Genomic DNA, 21,165 nt, shown 5'->3' on the forward strand with positions numbered 1-21,165 from the left:
CGAGACATTGCCGGTTCGGTCGGGCTGGCGTCTAGACAGTTGAACCTCATGACCCGGTCCTCCCATCATCTCCTGACCGCCGCGCTGGCTCTCGTGCTCGCGGCCGTGCCAGCCGCCGCGTCTGCGCAAGCCGTCGTGCAGGCGATCCCCGGTACCACCGACGCGGACAAGCTCGGCGACGTGATGCGCCAGCTCGCGAGCAACCCGCGCAACATCGACGCGCTGATCAAGGCGGGCGATCTGTCGATGGGCCTCGGCGATCTTAGCGGTGCCGCGGCATTGTTTGCGCGCGCGGAAAAGGTGAACCCGCGCGATGGTCGGGCGAAGGCGGGGATGGCGTCGATCCTCGTCCGGTCCGAGCGTCCGGGCGAAGCGCTCCGCTATTATGCGCAGGCGGAGGGCCTCGGCCTCGACCCGCGCAACTTCGCCGCCGATCGCGGGCTCGCCTACGACCTGATCGGCCAGCAGGATCGGGCGCAGCGCGACTACCGCGTGGCACTTCGCGATGCGCCCGACGACGAGACGACGCGGCGCTATGCGCTGTCGCTCGGTATCTCGGGCAAGCCTGAGCTCGCGGTTCAGCAGCTCAATCCGCTTCTGCTCAAGAGCGATCGTGGCGCATGGCGATCCCGCGCCTTTATCCTCGCGATGAACGGCGATGTCGCCGGCGCGGAGAAGATCGCCACCACGATGATGCCCGCAGGCACCGCGCAAGGCTTGCAACCCTTCTTCCAGCGCCTGCCCAACCTGCCGGCAAGCGACCGCGCCTTCGCGGTGCATTTCGGCGAAGTCCACGCGACGCCGGCACGCCTCGCTGATGCGCGCATGGCCCCGCCACTGGGCGTGCTTGCTGCAGACCCGACCGCGCCGGTCATGATGGCAGCCGTCACACCACAGCCTGCGGTCACGGCAAAGACCGGCAAGAAGGACAAGCGCGATCGTCGCTCGAACCGCGACCGTGTCCAGATGGCCGCGGTGACGCGACCGTCCTCAACACCAGTACCCGTGACAACGTCGGCACCGGTCCCGCCGGTCGCCACTCCATCGCGTACGCTGACGACGGTCCCCGCGCCCAGCACCTACGCCGCCCCCGTCCAGCTCGCGGCGACGCCGATGCAGATGGTCCAGCCATTGCCGGCCCGCACGGTGCAGCCTGTTCCGCAGCCAAGCTATTCCGCGCCGACCGTGACGCTTCCGGGCGCGCGTACCAACCCGGCCGCGGAAACGAACTCCGTCGTCTCAGCGACCCTTCAGCCGAGCGCGTCGCCGGTTGCCCGTACGGTCCCGGCGCCGTCGCCAGCGGGAACTCTCCCCCCACGCGTGGCTACGCAGATGGCGGCGATCTCGGTAGGGCAAACACGCGCCGATCCGACCCGTACGGCGAATACGCTCGCAGCATCGGCAGCGGCGGCGCCGTCGGTTTCGCCCCTACCGACTCCGATACAGCAGGCGCCCGTTCAGCAGGTCGCCCCAACGCAGAGTGCCAGCGCCGAGACGCCGACACCTGGCTTCACCAGTTCGTCCATGCCCGCACCGGTAGCCGCGACCTTGCCACCACGGACTCACGCAGTCGCCGCTAGTGAGGACTCTATCCTCGCGCGGATCGTCGCGGGTCTGTCGATTCCCGCGTCCGAGCTCGACGTCGCGCCGATGCATCCCGCGCCGGTCGTGACGCCCGCTACCATTCCGGTCTCGGACGATTCCGAACGCGTGCTCGCCGAAGCAAAGGCCAAGACCGAGCGCGACGCTGCGGCGAAGGCGATCGCGGCGAAGACGCTGGCTGCGGACAAGCTCGCCGCCGACAAGAAGGCCGCGCTCGACAAGAAGGCCGCAGCGAAAAAAGCCATCGCCGACAAGAAGGCGCTCGCCGAGAAGAAGGCAGCCGCCGCCGAGAAGCTCGCCGCCGACAAGGCTGCGGCCGAGGAAAAGCGGATCGCGCGTGCCAATCCCGCGCGGACCTGGGTTCAGGTGTCGACCGGCGCGACCGAGGGCGACCTGCCCAAGGCGTGGAAGAAGGCGAAGGCCAAGGCACCGACCGTGTTCGGCGCTCGCGGCGGCTGGACCGCACCGTGGAAGGCGACCAACCGCGTGCTCGCCGGCCCGTTCAAGACCGATGCCGAGGCGCGGACTTTCGTCAATCAGCTTGCCAAGGAAGGCGTCTCGACGTTCACCTTCACCAGCGATCCGGGCGAGATCATCACGAAGTTGCCGGCCAAGTGAGTTACCGCGCGCCCTGGGCATCGGACCCGGCGCGCAGCAAAGGACGGCTTCACGAGGAACAGAACGGGTCCGTCCGTGGTCCACGCGATGCCTTCCAACGCGACCGCGACCGGATCATCCACTCGATCAGCTTCCGTCGCCTGCGCCACAAGACGCAGGTGTTCATGGCGCCAGACGGCGACCATTTCCGCGTTCGTCTGACGCACAGCCTGGAAGTCGCGCAGATCGGCCGGACGATCGCGCGGACGCTGGCGCTGAACGAGGACCTGACCGAGGCGCTTTGTCTCGCGCACGATATCGGTCATCCTCCGTTCGGCCATGCCGGCGAGGATGCGCTGAAGGCGGCGCTGAAGGCGCAGGTCGGGTTCGATCACAACGGCCACACGCTACGCACGCTGATGACGATCGAGCGGCCCTATCCGTTATGGAACGGGCTGAACCTGACATGGGAAACGCTCGAAGGTCTCGCCAAGCATAATGGACCGGTCCGGCATCCGGGATGGGCTCTGGCCGCGGCGGATGCCGAGTTCGGCCTCGCGCTGACCAGCTTTTCGTCGCTGGAGGCACAGGTCGCGGCGATCGCCGACGATATCGCCTACGACAATCACGACATCGACGATGGTCTTCGCGCCGGGCTGCTGACGCTCGACCAGATGCTCGCGGTGCCGCTGGTCGCGCGTGGCTGGGACGACGTGCGTCGGCGCTTTCCCGATATCGAGCCGAAGCGTCTGGTCGGCGAACTGGTTCGCACGCAGATCGGGACGATGGTCAACGACCTCATCGCCGAGACGCGCCAGCGAATCGCGGCGAGCGGCGTCACCAGCGTCGACGATGTCCGGGCCGCAGGGCAGTGTCTCGTCGGATTCTCTCCCGACATGCGCGAGGCGGAGCGCGACCTGAAGCGCTTCATGTACGCCAATCTTTATCACCACCCGCGCCAGCTTGCCGCGGCGGATGCGGCACACGGAATCGTCTCAGGCCTGTTCGCGGTCTATCGCGACGATCCGATGACCATGCCCGAGGAATGGCGCGACCGCCTGCCTGCGGACGATCCCGATCGCAGCCGGCATATCGCCGACTTCATCGCCGGCATGACCGACCGCTACGCCGTGTCGCGCTACCGCGAACTGGTCGGCCCGATAGACTTGCCTGAGGGGTTTTAGGTCGTGGCGTCCGGATGACGGACGTCGAGACTAACCCGAGACGAACGAAAAACGGCGGCCGGACCGAGGTCCGACCGCCGTTTTCGTTATCCTTGCAGTCGCAGTTTAGCGCGCGACGGCAGCGACCCCGCCTGCCGCACCGGTAGCTTCGGCGGTCTTGAACGCGACCGGGACGCCGGCCGACACGCCCGACACACGGTCGCCGCGAACGATCAGATGGAAAGCCTGGCCCGACGGATAGCGGCGACCGTCGATCACCTGACGACCACCCTGCTGGGTCGAGGTGTAGACGTAGGTGCTGCCCTCATGAACGAAGCTCTGCTTGCTCTCGGCGGCCATGCCGATGGTCGACGTGAGGGCGGCCGCTGCTGCTGCGATGATCTTGATGGTGTTGCGCATGATCGTGTCTCCCGCGTGTTGCGTTGAGCCGGATCAGGTCCTGTCCCAACTCTCGATACGAGAAATATTGCAGTGCAGCATAAACGGCAATTGCAAAGCAGACTGTCGCGATTGCAGCTTATGCAACGGCGGATCATCGGACGCCCGAGCAGGCGGATCAGCGCGATGCGGGATAAAAATTGAGCGTCGCGCTGCGATGGGCTAAAGCGCCCGCTTCCTTACGATACCGGAATTACCATGACGCTCTACGCCCGTTTCGCCGCGCATATCGATGCGGCGCTCGACACCCTGACCGAAGCGGGAACGCTGCCGGCTGGGCTCGACCGCAAGAACGTCACGGTCGAGCCGCCGCGCGACACCAGCCACGGCGATCTAGCGACCAACGCCGCGATGGTCCTAGCCAAGCCCGCCAAGACCAATCCTCGCGTGCTGGCCGATGCGCTGGTCGTCGAACTGTCGAAGCTCGAGGACGTCGCCTCGGCGAGCGTCGCGGGACCCGGCTTCATCAACATGAAGCTCACGGACGACGCCTGGCGCGCCGAACTGGCCGCGATCCCCGAGGCGGGCGCCGACTACGGCCGGTCGAAGCAGGGTGACGGGATCACGGTCAACATCGAGTATGTCTCGGCCAACCCTACCGGTCCAATGCACATGGGCCATTGCCGTGGCGCAGTGGTTGGCGACGCACTCGCCAGCCTGCTCGAATTTGCCGGTCACAAGGTGATCCGCGAGTATTACGTGAACGATGCCGGCGGTCAGGTCGACGTGCTCGCGCGCTCCGTCCACCTCCGCTACCGCGAGGCGCTCGGCGAGACCGTCGAGATCCCCGAGGGCCTGTATCCCGGCGACTATCTCGTCCCCGTCGGCCAGTCGCTCTCGAAGGAGTTCGGCGACCGCTATGTCGGCGCGCCCGAGAGCGAATGGCTCGCGATCTTCCGCACGCAGGCAGTCGCCGCGATGATGGTGATGATCCGCGCCGATCTGGCCTTGCTCGGGATCGAGCACGAGGTGTTCGCGTCGGAGGCAGAACTCCAGGCCGCAAAGAAGCCCGAGGCGGCCGAGGCGGAACTGCGTGCGCGCGATCTCGTCTATGACGGCGTGCTCGAAGCGCCGAAGGGCGAGACGCCTGACGATTGGGAGCCGGTCGAGCTGCCGCTGTTCCGCTCGTCCCAGTTCGGCGACGACCAGGATCGCCCGATCAAGAAGTCGAACGGGTCGTGGACCTATTTCGGCGCCGATCTCGCCTATCATTTCCAGAAGAGCCAGAGCGCCGATCAGCTGATCGACATCTGGGGTGCGGATCATGGCGGCACGGTCAAGCGGATCGTCGCGGCGGTGGCGGCGCTGACGGGCGGCAAGACGCGGTTCGACGTGAAGCTCGTCCAGATGGTCCGGCTCCTGCGCAACGGCGAACCGGTCAAGATGTCGAAGCGGTCGGGCAATTTCGTCACGCTGGCCGATGTCGTGCGCGAGGTCGGCAAGGACGTCGTGCGCTTCACGATGCTGACGCGGCGGTCGGATGCGCAGATGGATTTCGACTTCGCCAAGGTGGTCGAGGCGTCGAAGGACAACCCGGTTTTCTACGTCCAGTACGCGCACGCCCGCATCGCATCGCTGCATCGGCGTGCGGAAGAGGCGGGAATCACGCCTATTTCTGCGGATTTGTCCCGGCTTGATACGGACGAACTGGCGCTCGTACAGCTTGCGGCGCAGTTCCCCCGGCTCGTCGAGATCGCCTCGACCGCGCGCGAACCACACAGAATTGCGTTCTATCTCTACGACTTGGCGGCAGCGTTCCACGCGCTATGGAATGTCGGAAACGACCGTCCCGACCGTCGTTTCCTGGTGATCGAGGATCCACAGGCGACCGCGGCACGGCTTTTCTTGGCGTCCGCTATAGGGCAGATTATTCATAACGGCCTCGCCATCATGGGTGTCGAAGCGGTTTCGGAGATGAAGTGATGGCCGAAGATATGGATCTGCGCGAGGAAGACCGGCTCCCCTGGCTCGAAACCGTCGAGCCGGACGAGCAGGAAACCGTTGGCATCGGCCGCGTCATTGCGCTCGTCGTGCTCGGTCTCGCGGTGCTCGCGGCGATCATCTTCGGCATCTACAAGCTGCAACAGCGCGCGCCGACGGGCGACGGCCAGATGATCGCCGCACAGGAAGGCGACTACAAGGTCAAGCCCGACGACGCCGGCGGCCTGAAGGTCAAGGGCGAGGGCGATTCGGCGATCGCGACCAGTGCAGGCAAGTCGGGCAACGGCGCGATCGATCTTCGCGGCGTGCCGGAAGCGCCGGTCGACGGCAAACGTGCGGTCGCGGCCAAGGCTGATGACGCAGCGGGTCGCAACGCGGTCGCACAGGTTCCTGCATCGGGGGGGCGGCTGGTCGCCACGGCACCGCTGTCAGCGTCGAAGCCGAATGGTGCTGGCGCGGCTACTGGCGGTTCGTTGGTCCAGCTCGGTGCGTATCCGAGCGAAGCAGTCGCCAACGCGGCCTGGACGAACTTCTCGAAGCGGTTCGCGTATGTCGGTGCGCTCGGCAAGTCGGTCCAGCCGGTCGCGACGGGTGGCCGGACCCTGTATCGTCTGCGCGTGAACGCGGGCAGCGCGAACCAGGCGGCGGATATCTGTGGCCGGTTGCGGGTCGCGGGCGAGACTTGCTTCGTCGCCAGCTAAGAGCTGTGCCAATCGGCGGGAGCTTACTGTTTGCCGCAGACCCTGGCTGAACGCCGGTTGTCATAGATCTATTTGTGGCGCGCGGTTTCGGTGGCGTGATGACACCGCCAAGGTGCGACCGGCCTCGCGCACGGCGCTCTACTTGAGGTTGTGCGCGTCGCGCTACGGTCGCGCGACGCTATCGCACAGTCGATCGTCTTTGCCGGGCTTGGCGACCCGCTAGGGCATCACACCACGCGACGATGCTTTCCACCGTATTTGCGCCCGATATAATCGCCGATCTGTGCGACCTCGGTGGCTGCGGCGAGCGCGCCGTTCATCTGGCAAGGGAGCGGATCGCTATCGTGATTGGCGACCCGGGCCTGAACCTTGTCGCACAACTCCTCGATATCCGCGCGAGAGAGAACGTTCTTCTCTCGCAGCAGGCAGATGAGGCTTTGCAGGATGACGAGGTTTTTGTCCTCGGGGTCCGCTTCGAGCTTTAGGGGCGTTGCCATCATGCCTCTCCTTCAATGTTTTCAGTAGACTATGCCGATCTGGACCCGTTGCAAGCCCTAAAGCCAAAAACGGCGTACCGATTGCTCGAAACTGGAGGACTATCCTTCTGATCTTCAGGCGTTTCGAGCGTCAATCCCGTACCGCATAAGTTATCTGCCATTCCTTCCGGATGCTGTCGGTCCGGGTGAAGCCGGGGTGACGGAACGGGTTGGCGTGCTTATCTGTGTGCCATGTACAAACCAAAAGCCGGTCTTCCGACGCGCGAGCAGATCCTCGACTTCATCGCCACGTCCGACGTGCCCGCGGGCAAACGCGAGATCGCCAAGGGCTTCGGGCTCAGCGCGCAGGACAAGATCGGGCTGAAGGCTTTGCTCAAGGACATGGCCGATGAGGGCCTGATCGACAGCGCGCCCGGCCGCGCGTTCCACAAGATGGGCGGCATCCCGAAGGTGACGGTGCTGCGGATCGCCGATGTCGATGACGGCGGCAACGTCTGGGCGGTCCCGGAGCGCTGGGAGGCGGAAGGCGTGCCGCCGCCGCGTCTGCGCGTGCGCGAACGGAAACGCGGGGCGCTGGGCGTTGGCGAGCGGATCCTCGCGCGCACCGAGGAGGCCGGGAATGGCTGGATAGCGCATCCGATGAAGGTGCTCGCGCCGGCGTCCGAGCAGGTGCTCGGCGTGTTGCGCGAAGAGGCGGGGCGGCTCTGGCTGACGGGGGTCGACAAGCGCGAGCGGCGTGAGTTCGCGGTCGCGGACGCGGGCGGCGCGGCACCGGGCGACCTCGTGCTTGCGGAACTCGCGGGCAAGCCGCCCAAGATCGCGGCACGCGTCTCGTCGAAGTTGGGCGATCCCTTTGCGGCGCGCAGTTTCTCGCTGATCGCGATCCACAAGCTCGGCATTCCGGACGTGTTCTCGCAGGAGGCGCTCGACGAAGCGGAGCGGGTCTCGAAGCTGCCGCTTGGGGAGGGGCGTGAAGATCTGCGTGACCTGCCGATCGTCGCGATCGATCCCGAGGATGCGCGCGATCACGACGATGCGGTGTGGGCGGAAGCGGACGACGATCCTGCGAATGCTGGCGGCTGGAAGGCGATCGTCGCAATCGCGGACGTCAGTTTCTATGTGCGGCCGAAGTCCGAGGTCGATCGCGAGGCGCGGCGGCGCGGGAACTCGGTGTATTTCCCCGACCGGGTCGTGCCGATGCTGCCCGAAATTCTCTCGGCCGAGGTGTGCTCGCTGAAGGAAGGCGCGGACCGTGCAGCGCTCGCGTGCCATCTGCGGATCGGCAAGGATGGTTCGCTCAAGTCTTGGCGCTTTACGCGCGCGGTGGTGCGGATCGCGGCGAACCTCGCCTACGAAGAGGCGCAGGCGATCATCGACGCCTCCTCCCCTCCCGCCTTGCGGGAGGGGTCGGGGGAGGGCGGTGCCGCACTCGATCCGACTATGAGTCAGGAAGCCCCTCCCCCGACCCCTCCCGAAGACGGGAGGGGAGATATGTTGGGCGTGCTACAGCCGCTCTGGGCCTGCTGGCATGCGCTGGCCAAGGCGCGGGATGCGCGGGCGCCGCTCGATCTCGATTTGCCGGAGCGTCGCGTGGTGCTCGACGAGCAGGGGCGGATCATGTCGGTGTCGCCGCGCGAACGGCTCGATGCGCACCGGCTGATCGAGGACTACATGATCGCCGCCAATGTCGCCGCCGCCAAGGCGCTGGAGGCGAAGAAGGCGCCAGTCATGTACCGCATCCACGAGCCACCTAGCCGCGAGAAGCTGGCGGCGCTCAAGGAGTATCTCGAGACGTTCGACGTGCCGTTCGCGCTCGGGCAGGTCGTCCGTCCCGCCACGTTCAACCACATCATCGAGCGGATCGGCGATGCGGATTTCCGCCCTCAGGTCATGGAGCAAATCCTCCGCACGCAGACCCAGGCCTATTACGCGCCCGGCAATCACGGGCATTTCGGCCTCAGCCTCGGCAGTTACGCGCACTTCACCTCGCCGATCCGGCGCTATGCCGATCTGCTCGTCCATCGCTCGTTGGTCTCTGCCTACGGCCTTGGCGAGGGTGGGTTGCCGGCGGACGATGCGGCGAACATGGAGTCGGTCGGCGAGATCATCAGCCGGCTGGAGCGCCGCGCGATGGAGGCCGAGCGCGATACCACCGATCGCTACGTCGCGGCGTTCCTGTCCGAGCGCGTCGGCCAGGTGATGGACGTCCGGATCACCGGCGTGACGAATTTCGGCTTCTTCGCAACGGTCGAGGGGATCGGTGGCGACGGCCTGATGCCGGTGCGCGACCTGGGCGGCGAATATTTCCGCTTCGACGAGGGCGCGCGGACGCTGACCGGCGAGCATAGCGGTGACGTCTTCGCGCAGGGCCAGACGATGGAATTGCGGCTTGCGGAGGCAAACCCGGTGTCGGGTGCCCTCCGCTTCGAGATGCCCGAGGGGAAGGGCGCGGCCCAGCCTCCACGGGGTGGGCGCAAGCCGGTGCGCGAGATCAAGCGGCGTGGTCGTCCGGCCAACATTCGCCATCAGGGTAAGCGGCGTTAGGAATTGCACAAACCCCCCGCGTTATGCGAGATCGGTGCGGGGGGAAGAGTATGCGGGGACTTATTCTAGGCCGATCGCGCCGACGGATCGTCAAGGATTTTGTTGCGGCACGGGCCACGTCGGCTGATCGTGCGATCCCCTATGTCGCGAACGACGCGCGGATATTTCGCCAACTTCGAGTCTATGGCGCGATCGTCGACGACGGGGCTGGGCGTTATCATCTCGACGCCCGCAAACTAGGTGCATTTCGTGCTTCGGTGCGACTACGAGCAGCAGCGATCGTTGGCGTATCGGGCGTGGCTGCAAGCGTTGCGGCGGCGGCGACGGTCTTCGCGCTTGCCGAATAAGATCTCGCCGGAAAATCCGAGCCCATCGGGCATGCCGATGGCGTTGCGTCCGCATCGGATCCGTGGAGTGATCCCGGCGCTTTTTCTGGCGCGCCACGCGATCGGACCCGACGATGCGATCGCCTTCCTACCGCGTGATGCTCGGGAGCAGGCGGCGTTCGATCGACTGCGCGCCAACGGCATCGTCCGCGAAACCGCACCAGGCCGCTTTTATTTCGATCTCGACGCGCATCATGCTGCTGTCGAGCGACGCCGACGTCTCGCCGTGCCGATCGCCATCATCGTGTCGATGCTGATCGCCTGGATCGCCACGCGGTTCTTCCGGGGTTGATCACCCGACCGTGAAGGTAAGCCCCGCCTTCGCCACCAGCCGATCGCGCAGTTTCGCCCCCATTAGTGCCCCCGGTGTCCAGATCCCGCCATCGCCTTCGACGTCCTGGACGAGGCACAAGGCGGCCTCGGCGATCATCTTGCTGGTCGAGCCGTAGCCGGGGTCGCGGTCGCCGGTGACGACCGCGTCGATCCGCTCGCCGTCGGGCATGATGCCCGCGAACAGCAGGTCGTAATGCCCCGCATCGCGCTCCTCCTTCGACGGGCCCTCGCCGGGTTTCGGGCCCTTGTCGCCCGAGAACGGATTGAACTTGGCGATCGCCTCGGCCGCGACCTTGCCGATATCGCCGAGGCCGGCGACCATCATCTCGTCATAAACGAAGTCCGCGCCATAGGCCTCGCCGAGCAGGAAGTTCGTGCGGTGGACGTTCTTGGTGTTGATCGGCGCCATCACGAACGGCGCGACCCAGGCCGAGAGGGTCGTGTCGTATTCGGGGAGCAACCCGGTCGGCTGGTGCGGTCCGCTGAAGCCCGGCGTGAGCGCGAACGGGCTGGTCAGCAGCTTGACGATGCCGGGATCGCGCGCGACGGCGGCAAGCGTCGCCTTGAGGCTGGCCGCGGTGCCGCCCGAGAACGTGCCCTGCATTTTCCGCACGCGGCCTTTCACGCGGGGGGCGGGGGCGCCGTACTTGGCCTTTGCCGCCTCCTGCAGCGTCAGCACGCCCAGATCGAACGGGATGGAATCGAACCCGCAGGAGAACACGATCCGTGCGCCGGTCCGCGTCGCTTCGCCTTCATGCGCGTCGATCATGTGGCGCATCCAGGCGGGCTCGCCGCACAGGTCGACATAGCCGGTGCCGGTCCCGGCGCAGGCGGCGACGAGGTTGGAGCCGTACAGCTGGTACGGTCCGACCGTCGAGATAACTACGGTGGCGCGTTCGGCCAACGCGCGGAGGCTGGCGGGATCGTCGGAGTCGGCAGCGATCAGTGCGGTTTCTGCGGGGGCACCGATCAGGTCGCGGACCTCTTGCAGCTTCGTAAGCGAGCGCCCCGCCATCGCCCATCGAACCCCGGTGGGATAGGTCTGGACGAGATACTCCGCCACGAGCCGGCCGGTGAACCCGGTCGCGCCGTAGATGACGATGTCGAAGTCGCGCATATCCATCTCCTGTTTTGCCGAGTTTGCGCGCGCGGTCTTGGCATCGCAAGTGAAACGCCGTCGTCGGCGTGGCTCGCCAAGGCCGCGACGATCTGCGAGGATCGCCCGATGGCATCCGATCCCAAGACCGTCGCGTTCATCGTCGATCAGCTCGCTGCGGCGGGGGAGGTCTCCGCAAAGCCGATGTTCGGCGAATACGGCGTCTATTGCGATGGCAGGATGGTCGCGCTGATCTGCGACGACCAGCTGTTCGTGAAGCCGACCCCGGGTGGCCGCGCGTTCGCGGGGGCGATCGACGAGGCGCCGCCTTATCCGGGCGCGAAACCTTCCCTGCTGGTCGACGCGAATCGCGGGGACGATGCGGAGTGGCTGGCCGAACTCGTCCGCATCTCGACCGCGGAATTGCCGATGCCGAAACCGAAAAAGCCCAAGCCCAAGAAGGTCTAGGCTGCCTCGTTGAACTGCAGGCTGGCGAGCCGCGCGTAGAGCCCGCTGTTGGTCATCAGCGACGCGTGCGAGCCTTCCTCGACGATCTGACCATCGCTCATCACGATGATCCGCTCGGCCGCGCGTACGGTCGCTAGGCGGTGCGCGATGACCAGTGTGGTACGGTTCGCCATGAGCCGCTCTAGCGCTTCCTGCACGAGCCGCTCGCTTTCGGCATCGAGCGCACTGGTGGCCTCGTCGAGCAGCAGGATCGGCGCATCGCGGAGGAGCGCGCGGGCGATCGTAACGCGCTGGCGCTGGCCACCGGACAGCCGCGCGCCGCCTTCGCCGAGGAACGTGTCGAGGCCCTCGGGTAGTTTGCGCAGGAATTCGGCGGCGTTGGCGGCTTCGGCGGCGGCCCAGAGCTGGTCGTCGGTCGCGGACCAGTCGCCGTAGCGGAGGTTGTCGCGGGCCGAGGCGCCGAAGATGATCGTCTCCTGTGGGACCATCGCGATGCGGGCGCGGACTTCCGCGGGGTCGGCGTCGCGGAGGTCGATGCCGTCGAGCGTCACGCGCCCGGCGTCGGGGTCGTAGAAGCGCTGGACCAGCTGGAAGAGGGTCGTCTTGCCCGCGCCCGAGGGGCCGACGACGGCGACCGTCTCGCCCGGCTTCACATCGAGCGAGAAGCCGTTGAGCGCGGCGACGTCGCGGCGCGTCGGGTAGTGGAACTGCACGCCTTCGAACGCGAGCGCGCCGCGTGGCGGCTGGGGCAGGGCGACCGGGTTGGCGGGCGCGGCGATCTCGGGCTTTTCGCGGAGCAACTCGGACAGGCGTCCGGCCGCACCGGCGCCGCGCAACAGGTCGCCATAGACTTCGGTCAGCGCGCCGAACGCGCCTGCGACGATGCCTCCGGTCAGGACGAACGCGGCGATCGCGCCACCGCTGATGCGGCCCGCCGCGACGTCGATCGCGCCTTCCCATAGGACCAATGTGATCGACCCGAAGACGAGGCCGATGACGATTGCCGTCATCACCGCGCGGAGCATGATCCGGGCGCGAGCCGCAGCAAACGTCGCGCCGACCGCGTCCGCGAACCGCGCGGCCTCGCGGTCTTCCTGGCCGAATGCCTGCACGACCTTCATCGCGCCAAGCGTCTCGGTGGCGATCGAGCCGACGTCGGCGACGCGGTCCTGCGAGGTGCGCGAGTAATTGCGGACGCGCTTGCCGAGCAGCGCGATCGGCAGGATGATCAGCGGGATGCCGATCATCAGCATGCCGGCGAGCTTTGGCGAGATCGCGAAGAGGTAGATCAGCCCGCCGATGCCGGTGAAGGTGTTGCGCAGCGCGATCGACACAGTGCTACCGACGACCTGTTCGATCAGCGCAGTATCCGAGGTCAGGCGCGAGGCGATTTCGGACGGGCGGTTCTCCTCGAAGAAGCGGGGCGTCAGGCGGAGCAGGTGGCGCTGCACGTTGGTGCGGATGTCCGCGACGACGCGCTCGCCGAGCCACGACACGTAATAGAAGCGCACCGCGGTCGCGAGCGCAAGCACGACGACGATCATCAGCAAATAGTGGAACGAGTTGGCGACCGACCCGCCCGCGCCGGGGCCGAAGCCGCGGTCGATCACTCGCTTGAACCCGTAGGGAATGCCGATCGTCGCGGCCGAGGTCATCATCAGCGCGAGCCCCGCGAACGCGATCTGGCGGGGGTATTGGGAGGCGTGACGCCACACCATCGCGAGATCGCCGATCCGGCGGGACGTCTTCTCTTCGGGTATCGGCTTGGCCATGCGCGGTGCCTAGCAGTGGCGGGGGTGGCGCTCAACGAGAACCGGGCGTCGCAGAGAGCGGTGATCCGGTCGCGCGGGACGGAGCGGCGGTCGATCGCGCGTTGCACTGCGGCAAAATTGCGTTACCACCGTGCAAAGCCCGATGAGGCGAGAGGATACCGCATGCTCTACGATGCCTATGAATTCCAGCGTTCGATGATGGCCGGCGCCAGCAAGATGGCGAGCTTCGGCGCGGATATGCTCAACAATCCGGCAAACCCGTTTGCCTATTTGGGCGGCGGCACGGTGGTCGCATCGGCGCTCGAAGTGTTCGCACACGCGAATGCGACGCGGGGAAAACCTGCCTTTGGTCTCGACACGACGACGATCGACGGCCGCGAGGTCGCGGTGCGCGAGGAGATCGTGCTGCGGAAGGACTTCGGGCAGCTGAAGCGCTTCGTGCGCGAGGGCGTCGAGGGCGGTCCGAAGCTGCTGATCGTCGCGCCGATGTCGGGCCATTACGCGACCTTGCTGCGCGGGACGGTCGAGCGGATGCTGCCGTTTGCGGACGTCCACATCACCGACTGGCGCGACGCGCGCAGCGTGCCGCTCTCGGCGGGGCGGTTCGATCTCGACGATTACATCGATTATCTGATCGAATATCTGGAGACGATCGGCGCGAATGAGGGGCAGGGGGGCACGCACATGCTGGCCGTCTGCCAACCCTCGGTGCCGTGTTATGCGGCCGTCGCGCTGATGAGCGCGGACAAGAACCCGTGCCGTCCGAAAACGCTGACGATGATGGGTGGTCCCGTCGATACGCGCGAGGCACCGACCGCGGTCAACACGCTGGCGACCGAGCGGCCGCATGCATGGTTCGAGCAGAACGTCATCGCGACCGTGCCAGGCAATTATCCGGGTGCGGGGCGGAAGGTGTATCCCGGCTTCCTCCAGCTTGCCGGATTCATGTCGATGAATCTGGGCAACCACATGGTCTCGCATTGGGAGATGTATAAGCATCTCGTCCAGGGCGATGGCGAAAGCGCGTCGCAGAGCCAGGATTTCTACGAGGAATATCGCTCGGTCTGCGACATGACCGCGGAATTCTATCTCCAGACGATCGACGTCGTGTTCCAGAACCATGCGCTGCCGCGTGGGATCATGACGCATCGGGGTCGGCTGGTAGATCCGGCGGCGATCACCGATATCGGTCTGCTCGCGGTCGAGGGTGAGCGCGACGATATTTCGGGGTTGGGGCAGACCAAGGCAGCGCTGACGCTGGCAACCGCGCTACCCGACGAGAAGAAGCGCTACCTTATGGCGGAAGGTGCTGGCCATTACGGCATCTTCAACGGTACGCGCTGGCGAGAGAAGATCGCGCCGGTAGTGGAAGAGTTTATCACCGCGAACGGGTAAGAAAAATGGGCAGCCCAGTACGGGCTGCCCATAACTGGCTCAGGCGATCGAGTTGACCACCGCGTGGCTGCTCGACTCGTCCGAATGGATCGTGCCGCCGAATAGCATCTTGAGGCGGCCGCCGATCGAGATGTCGGTCTCCCAAAGCTCGGCGCTGTCGATGTCGAAGCGCAGTAGCGTGAGGTTGGGGTCTTCCTTGCCACCCGGAAACCAGGCCTCGACCTGGTTGTTCCAGAGCTTGTCGATCTGCGTGCGGTCGTTGGACGTCGAGACGTCGCCGGCCATGCACGCGAAGAAATCATGCCCCTTGCCGACGAACTGCGCCATCGCCGCGCCGCCCTTGGCGATACGGTTGTCGCGGCCGGCGAAGAAGAACAACGTGTTGGGCTGATCGTCGTCGATCTGCGCGGTCATCGGCTCGGAATGCTCACCGTCGTTGAGGCCGATCATCACGAACGGGCTGGCCTTCAGCTTCTCGATGAACTTCGCTGCGACTTCCTGCGGGGTATCCTTGTCGGCCATCGTCATTCTCCTATTGGCTTGGATTGCCACTGAGAACGGGCGGGGCGTGGGTTGGTTGCGCGCGGCCGGCCGAACGGCGCATGCGATGCTGCTTGGTGAATGCGTGCGCGACGCGCCATGGTGTCGGCGGCAGCAGTTCTGCTGTCGACCAGAAAGGATCGAGAATGTCTCTCACCGATCTGTGTCTGATACTAGGCGTGCTCTTCGCCTTTGCGACCTTGGTCGTGAAGATCATCGAAGTGGCACGTCGAGGATAAGCACACGGGCGGGGTTTGGCCTGCAAGCCAAGCCCCAAACGTATTAGAGCCCCGACCGCTGCAACGGTCGAGGCTCCCAGAAAGGCGAGAATGTCCTTCGCCGAACTCTAAATATCCCTTTGCCGGATACCTTGCAAGGTCACAGCACTTCGAACAGCCCGGCTGCGCCCATGCCGCCGCCGACGCACATCGTGACCACGACATACTTGGCACCGCGACGCTTGCCTTCGATCAGCGCATGGCCCGTCGCGCGGGCGCCGGTCATGCCGTAGGGGTGGCCGATCGAGATCGCGCCGCCGCTGACGTTGAGCAGTTCGTCGGGTATGCCGAGGTTGTCGCGGCAATAGAGCACCTGCACCGCGAACGCCTCGTTCAGTTCCCACAGGCCGATATCGTCCATCTTGAGGCCGAAGCGGTTGAGCAGCTTGGGGATCGCCACGACCGGGCCGATACCCATCTCGTCGGGCTCGGTGCCGCCGACTGCCATGCCGACATAGCGACCGAGCGGCTGGAGACCGCGCTGCGAGGCGATCTTCTCTTCCATCAGTACCGACGACGACGAGCCGTCCGACAGCTGTGATGCGTTCCCGGCGGTGATCGTGAAGTCGGGGCCCATGACGGGCTTCAGCGACTGGAGGCCTTCGAGCGTGGTGTCGGCGCGGTTGCCCTCGTCCTTGGTGATCGTCACGTCCTTGTACGTGACTTCCTTCGTCTCCTTGTTGACGATGGCCATGTTGGCGTCGACGGGGACGATTTCGGCATCGAAATAGCCGGCGGCCTGCGCGGCGGCGGTGCGCTGCTGCGACTGGAGTGCGTAGGCATCCATCGCGTCGCGACTGATGCCGTAGCGCTTGGCGACGACCTCGGCGGTCTGCAGCATCGGCATGTAGACGTCCTTGTGCATCGCGATCAGCTGGGGATCGGGGGCGACGCGCATCTGCGGGGTCTGGACGAGGCTGATGCTTTCGACGCCGCCGCCGATCGTGATGTCCATGTTGTCGGTGATGATCTGCTTGGCCGCGGTGGCGATCGCCATGAGGCCGGACGCGCACTGGCGGTCGACCGACATGCCCGAGACGGTGACCGGGAGCCCGGCGCGCAGCAACGACGTGCGGGCGATGTTGCCGGCTTGGTGGCCCTGCTGGAGCGCGCAGCCGAAGACGACGTCGTCGACTTCCGCGCCGTCGATGCCGGCACGCTCGACCGCGGCCTTGATCGAATGCGAGGCGAGCGTGGGGGCGGGGGTGTTGTTGAAGCCGCCGCGATAGGCGCGGCCGATGGGGGTGCGGGCGGTGGAGACGATGACGGCTGAGCGCATGGATTAAATCCTTCTAGATATTAAGCCGTCACCCCAGCGAAAGCTGGGGTCTTCCAGTTGGCGGGCGTCGTGGCTCGAACCGGGAGATACCAGCGTGCGCTGGTATGACGATTGTGGTTGCAGGGGTCTGGTTGCGGGTAATCAAACGAAGACCTGGCTGATCCATTCGGCGATCAGGGCGGGCTTTTCCTGGCCTTCGATCTCGACGGAAAACGCGTTGGTCTGCTGCCACTGGCCGGGACGCTTCTCGTCGAAAGAGAGCAGCTTGAAGCGACCACGCACCTTCGAGCCCGAGCGGACGGGCGTGAGGAAGCGGACCGAATTGCCGCCGTAATTGACGCCCATCTTCGCGCCCTCGATCGTGGGCGCGTCGGGCACTTTCGACGAAAGCAGCGGCATCAGCGACAGCGTCAGGAAGCCGTGCGCGATCGTGCCGCCGAACGGGGTCTGTGCCGCGCGGACCGGATCGATGTGGATGAACTGGTGGTCGCCGGTCGCGTCGGCGAACTTGTCTATCATCGCCTGCGTGACCTCGACCCAGTCGGAAACCGTCTCGGTGCCGATGCGCTGCTGCATCTGCGCGGTGGTGATCGTCGCCACGGCATTCCCCTCAAAGCTCATTTGGCGCTAAGCGCTGAAATGTCTCTAGGCGTACAGGCGAGCGGATCGCAAGCCTCACCCAACCGGAAGCTGGAAAATGTCGACTGCCGTAACGTCCCATGCCCGCGATATCATGGCGAAGCTGTACCGCGCGAGCGAACCCGATGTTCTAAAACCGTTGCTGGACCGCGCCGCGCTCGATTCGGATTCGCGCGAGCGGGTGATGGGGCATGCGCTCGGACTGCTCGCGGACCTGCGGGCGGCGCAGAGCAAGGGCTGGGTGAACCAGTTCCTCCAGGAATATCGGCTGAATTCGTCGGAAGGCGTCGCGCTGCTGTCGCTGGCAGAGGCATTCCTGCGCGTGCCCGATCCCGAGACCGCGGATCTGCTGATCGCGGACAAGCTGGGCGATGCCGACTGGCGCGCGCATGCGGGCAAGTCGAATTCGAAGCTGGTCAATTCGGCGACCTGGGGGCTGGTAGTCGGCCGCGTGCTGGTCGGCGAGGGATCGACCGGGCCGCTGCGGCGCCTGATCAGCCGCGCGGGCGAGCCGTTCGTGCGACAGGCGGTCGGCGCGGCGATGAAGATGATGGGCGAGATCTTCGTGATGGGTCGTACCATCGACGAGGCGATGAAGCGGATGCGCCGGCCGGAGAACAAGGGTTTCACGGCGAGCTTCGACATGCTTGGCGAGGCGGCGCGGACGCATGCCGATGCGCAGCGATACTTCCAGGCGTATGTCGGTGCGGTCGATGCGGTCGGGCGCGATCCGGCGGCGGGGCACTCGATCTCGGTCAAGCTGTCGGCGCTGCATCCGCGGTACGAAGTGGCGCGGTGGAGCGAGTGCGTGCCCGCGCTGACCGAGATGCTGGAGGCGCTGGCGGTGCAGGCAGCGTCGAAGGGCATTGCGCTAACCGTCGACGCGGAGGAATCCGAGCGGCTTGAGATGAGCCTCGACATCATCGGCACGGTCGCGCGGCTCCCGTCGCTGAAGGGCTGGGACGGGTTCGGCATGGCGGTGCAGGCCTATGGCAAGCGCGCGCGGCCGGTGATCGAATGGGCGAACGGGCTGGACCGCGTGATGAACGTGCGGCTGGTGAAGGGCGCGTATTGGGACAGCGAGATCAAGCGCACGCAGGTCGAGGGGCTGGCGGACTATCCGTTGTTCACGCGCAAGGCGGCGACCGACGTGTCGTATCTGGCCGTGGCGAAGGACATGCTGGCCGCGGAGAATATCCGGCCGGCGTTTGCGAGCCACAATGCGCTGACGGTCGCGACGATCATGGAATGGGCGGGCAACTCGCGCGACTTCGAGTTCCAGCGGCTGCACGGGATGGGCGACGGTCTGTACGAGCGGCTCGTGCAGGAAAACGGTTACCACTGCCGGGTGTATGCGCCGGTTGGCGGGCATCGGGACTTGCTGGCGTATCTGGTTCGGCGGTTGCTGGAGAATGGGGCGAATTCGAGCTTCGTGCATCAGTTGGCTGACGAGCGGCTGACCGAGGCTGAGATTCTGGCGGATCCTGTGGCGAAGATCGCTGCGGTGGGGGGGAAGCGGCATCCCAGCATCCCGTTGCCGGTGGATTTGTTCGGGGCTGGGGGGCACCGGAATTCTGCTGGGCTGGATTTGAGTGATGTGGGGACGCTGGAGGCGACTGTTGCTGCGGTGAACGCGCCGTTGGCCCAGACGCCGTTCCCCCGCGAAGGCGGGGGCCCAGACTCGGCGCGAAGCGCCGACCGCGCTGACGCGCGTGATTTGGAGGGGCTGGGCCCCCGCCTTCGCGGGGGAACGGTAGAAGATGCCATTACGCGTGCGCATGCGGCGTTCCCCGGTTGGTCGACCACGCCGGTCGACGAACGTGCGGCTTGCCTCGAACGGCTTGCCGACCTGCTCGAGACGCACCGCGACGAGCTGATGGCGATCTGCGTGCAGGAGGCGTTCAAGACGATTGGCGACGCGATCGGCGAGGTGCGCGAGGCGGCGGACTTCTGTCGTTATTATGCGCAGCAGGCGCGGCTGAACCTGCATCCGATCGAACTGCCCGGGCCGACCGGCGAGCGCAACACGCTGCATATCGAGGGGCGCGGTGTCTGGGCGACGATCGCGCCGTGGAATTTCCCGCTGGCGATCTTCCTCGGACAGACGGTGGCGGCGCTCGTCACCGGCAACACCGTGGTCGCCAAGCCTGCTCCGCAGACCCCGCGGATCGCGGCGCGTGCGGTCGAGCTTGCGCATGAGGCTGGCGTGCCGGTCGATGCGCTGGTGCTCGTGACCGGGGGGCCGGAGGTCGGCGCGGCGCTGACCGCGGACGTGCGGATCCAGGGTGTCGCGTTCACCGGATCGACCGCGACGTCGCGGAAGATCGCGCGGTCGCTGCTTGATGACGAGACGCGGCCGATCGTGCCGCTGATCGCGGAGACCGGCGGGATCAACGCGATGATCGTCGATTCCACCGCATTGCCCGAGCAGGTGGTGGCGGACGTGATCGCGTCGTCGTTCCGGTCTGCGGGACAGCGTTGCTCGGCGTTGCGCCTGCTGCTGGTGCAGGAAGATATCGCTGACGGCGTGATCGAGATGCTGTCGGGGGCGATGGAAACGCTGCGGATCGGGCGGTCGGGCGATCCCGCGACCGACGTCGGGCCGGTGATCGACCAGGCCGCGTATGACCGGCTGATGGCGTATCGCGAGAGCGTGAAGGCGAAGATCGTCAAGACGCTCGATGCGCCGGCGGATGGGCTGTTCGTGCCGCCGACTCTGGTTCGGATCGGGGCGATCGAGGATTTGAACCAGGAGTGGTTCGGGCCGATCCTGCATGTCGCGACGTGGGAGGCGGGGAAGTTGAGCGAGACGATCGCGCGGGTCAACGCGAAGGGGTATGGGCTGACGATGGGCCTGCACAGCCGTATCGCGCGGGCGGGCGAAGTGATCGAGGCCGAGGCTGCGGTGGGGAATTTGTATATCAACCGGTCGATGATCGGGGCGGTTGTGGGGTCTCAGCCTTTTGGGGGTGAGGGGCTTTCGGGGACCGGGCCTAAGGCTGGTGGGCCGCGGTATCTGTACCGGTTCTGTGCGGAGCGGGCGGTTTCTGTGGATACGACGAGTGCTGGGGGGAATGCGACGTTGTTGTCGTTGGATGAGGGTGGGATTTAGTTCCTGCTCATCGGAACTCAGCCTCCGAACGGCTCACCGAGTACCTTTCCGGCTTTATAGCGCCCCCCCGGCGGAGGCCGGGGTCCAGGTGGGGGACGTAGCTGATGAGTGTTGCGCTTAGTTACTGCGACCTCACCAACTGGGCCCCGGCCTTCGCCGGGGTGGTGCCGGGGTATGGCGGCGGGCTCGTCACGCCGAGCTTGGTCTGACAGCGCCAGCTTCGCGGTACGCTAGTTCAGAATTGTTTCCCCGCGAAGGCGGGGACCCAGACTGGGCTCCCGCCTTCGCGGGAGAACAAGGTAGGGTAGGGCTGCCCTACCGGCGCGTACATTCCGAAGCCGAAGGAAGGCGTCGAGCGGCCGG

The 21,165-nt window shown here is 66.0% G+C and carries 17 protein-coding genes; 10 read left to right on the top strand and 7 right to left on the bottom strand.

Annotated elements, in window-relative coordinates:
• Window positions 1–48 precede the first annotated feature (48 nt).
• Together IFR23_RS20090 and IFR23_RS01350 are read left to right on the top strand one after the other, a co-directional pair.
• Entirely contained in the window at window positions 49–2,220 is a 2,172-nt protein-coding gene (locus IFR23_RS20090; protein WP_192974387.1) for a tetratricopeptide repeat protein, read from the top strand.
• A complete protein-coding gene (locus IFR23_RS01350; protein WP_192974389.1) occupies window positions 2,217–3,383 on the top strand; it encodes a deoxyguanosinetriphosphate triphosphohydrolase in 1,167 nt (388 codons plus the stop codon). Before IFR23_RS20090 ends, IFR23_RS01350 begins: the two co-directional genes overlap by 4 nt.
• A gap of 105 nt (window positions 3,384–3,488) precedes the next feature.
• Here IFR23_RS01350 and IFR23_RS01355 read toward each other — a convergent pair whose 3' ends face one another.
• A complete protein-coding gene (locus IFR23_RS01355; protein ID WP_192145204.1) occupies window positions 3,489–3,782 on the bottom strand; it encodes a hypothetical protein in 294 nt (97 codons plus the stop codon).
• 237 nt (window positions 3,783–4,019) lie between these two features.
• On the opposite strand from IFR23_RS01355, the gene argS reads away from it, so the two are divergent.
• Complete coding sequence (gene argS, locus IFR23_RS01360) at window positions 4,020–5,744, top strand: arginine--tRNA ligase (protein ID WP_192974391.1); 1,725 nt, start codon at window positions 4,020–4,022, stop codon at window positions 5,742–5,744.
• Window positions 5,744–6,463 carry an SPOR domain-containing protein gene (locus tag IFR23_RS01365; RefSeq protein WP_192974392.1) on the top strand — a complete coding sequence of 240 codons (720 nt, stop codon included), beginning with the start codon at window positions 5,744–5,746 and terminating at the stop codon, window positions 6,461–6,463. Before argS ends, IFR23_RS01365 begins: the two co-directional genes overlap by 1 nt.
• Before the next feature lie 227 nt (window positions 6,464–6,690).
• Here IFR23_RS01365 and IFR23_RS01370 read toward each other — a convergent pair whose 3' ends face one another.
• The gene (locus tag IFR23_RS01370; protein WP_235529827.1) at window positions 6,691–6,963 is read right to left on the bottom strand and encodes a hypothetical protein; all 273 of its coding nucleotides are present in this window, start codon (window positions 6,961–6,963) and stop codon (window positions 6,691–6,693) included.
• A gap of 228 nt (window positions 6,964–7,191) precedes the next feature.
• Between IFR23_RS01370 and IFR23_RS01375 the strand changes: the two genes are divergently transcribed.
• From IFR23_RS01375 to IFR23_RS01385, 3 genes are all read left to right on the top strand, one after another.
• Window positions 7,192–9,504, top strand: a complete 2,313-nt coding sequence (locus tag IFR23_RS01375; RefSeq protein WP_192974394.1) for a ribonuclease R family protein — start codon at window positions 7,192–7,194, stop codon at window positions 9,502–9,504.
• Window positions 9,505–9,554: 50 nt separating this feature from the next.
• Window positions 9,555–9,851, top strand: coding sequence for a hypothetical protein (locus IFR23_RS01380; RefSeq protein WP_121884445.1), 297 nt, complete (start codon window positions 9,555–9,557; stop codon window positions 9,849–9,851).
• A gap of 67 nt (window positions 9,852–9,918) precedes the next feature.
• Window positions 9,919–10,182, top strand: coding sequence for a hypothetical protein (locus IFR23_RS01385; protein ID WP_192974396.1), 264 nt, complete (start codon window positions 9,919–9,921; stop codon window positions 10,180–10,182).
• Here IFR23_RS01385 and IFR23_RS01390 read toward each other — a convergent pair whose 3' ends face one another.
• On the bottom strand, window positions 10,183–11,340 hold the full coding sequence (locus IFR23_RS01390) for a saccharopine dehydrogenase family protein (protein WP_192974398.1): 1,158 nt from the start codon (window positions 11,338–11,340) through the stop codon (window positions 10,183–10,185).
• A gap of 108 nt (window positions 11,341–11,448) precedes the next feature.
• Here IFR23_RS01390 and IFR23_RS01395 point away from each other — a divergent pair, with 108 nt between their 5' ends.
• On the top strand, window positions 11,449–11,787 hold the full coding sequence (locus tag IFR23_RS01395) for a TfoX/Sxy family protein (RefSeq protein WP_192974400.1): 339 nt from the start codon (window positions 11,449–11,451) through the stop codon (window positions 11,785–11,787).
• Here IFR23_RS01395 and IFR23_RS01400 read toward each other — a convergent pair.
• On the bottom strand, window positions 11,784–13,559 hold the full coding sequence (locus tag IFR23_RS01400; RefSeq protein ID WP_056060175.1) for an ABC transporter transmembrane domain-containing protein: 1,776 nt from the start codon (window positions 13,557–13,559) through the stop codon (window positions 11,784–11,786). The genes IFR23_RS01395 and IFR23_RS01400 overlap by 4 nt on opposite strands.
• A 162-nt stretch (window positions 13,560–13,721) precedes the next feature.
• On the opposite strand from IFR23_RS01400, the gene IFR23_RS01405 reads away from it, so the two are divergent.
• Window positions 13,722–14,954, top strand: a complete 1,233-nt coding sequence (locus tag IFR23_RS01405) for a polyhydroxyalkanoate depolymerase (RefSeq protein WP_192974402.1) — start codon at window positions 13,722–13,724, stop codon at window positions 14,952–14,954.
• 39 nt (window positions 14,955–14,993) lie between these two features.
• On the opposite strand, the gene IFR23_RS01410 is transcribed toward IFR23_RS01405, so the two are convergent.
• The 3 genes from IFR23_RS01410 to IFR23_RS01420 form a co-directional block, all read right to left on the bottom strand.
• Window positions 14,994–15,476, bottom strand: a complete 483-nt coding sequence (locus tag IFR23_RS01410) for a pyridoxamine 5'-phosphate oxidase family protein (protein ID WP_192145198.1) — start codon at window positions 15,474–15,476, stop codon at window positions 14,994–14,996.
• A gap of 396 nt (window positions 15,477–15,872) precedes the next feature.
• Complete coding sequence (locus IFR23_RS01415; protein WP_192145197.1) at window positions 15,873–17,051, bottom strand: acetyl-CoA C-acyltransferase; 1,179 nt, start codon at window positions 17,049–17,051, stop codon at window positions 15,873–15,875.
• A 141-nt stretch (window positions 17,052–17,192) separates the two neighbouring features.
• On the bottom strand, window positions 17,193–17,627 hold the full coding sequence (locus tag IFR23_RS01420) for a MaoC family dehydratase (protein ID WP_192974619.1): 435 nt from the start codon (window positions 17,625–17,627) through the stop codon (window positions 17,193–17,195).
• Between the two features lie 157 nt (window positions 17,628–17,784).
• Here IFR23_RS01420 and putA point away from each other — a divergent pair, with 157 nt between their 5' ends.
• Window positions 17,785–20,802: a bifunctional proline dehydrogenase/L-glutamate gamma-semialdehyde dehydrogenase PutA gene (gene putA, locus IFR23_RS01425; protein WP_244655416.1), complete on the top strand. Its 3,018-nt coding sequence runs from the start codon at window positions 17,785–17,787 to the stop codon at window positions 20,800–20,802.
• Window positions 20,803–21,165 lie beyond the last annotated feature (363 nt).

This window comes from Sphingomonas sp. CFBP 13603, from assembly GCF_014892665.1.
Lineage (GTDB): Bacteria > Pseudomonadota > Alphaproteobacteria > Sphingomonadales > Sphingomonadaceae > Sphingomonas.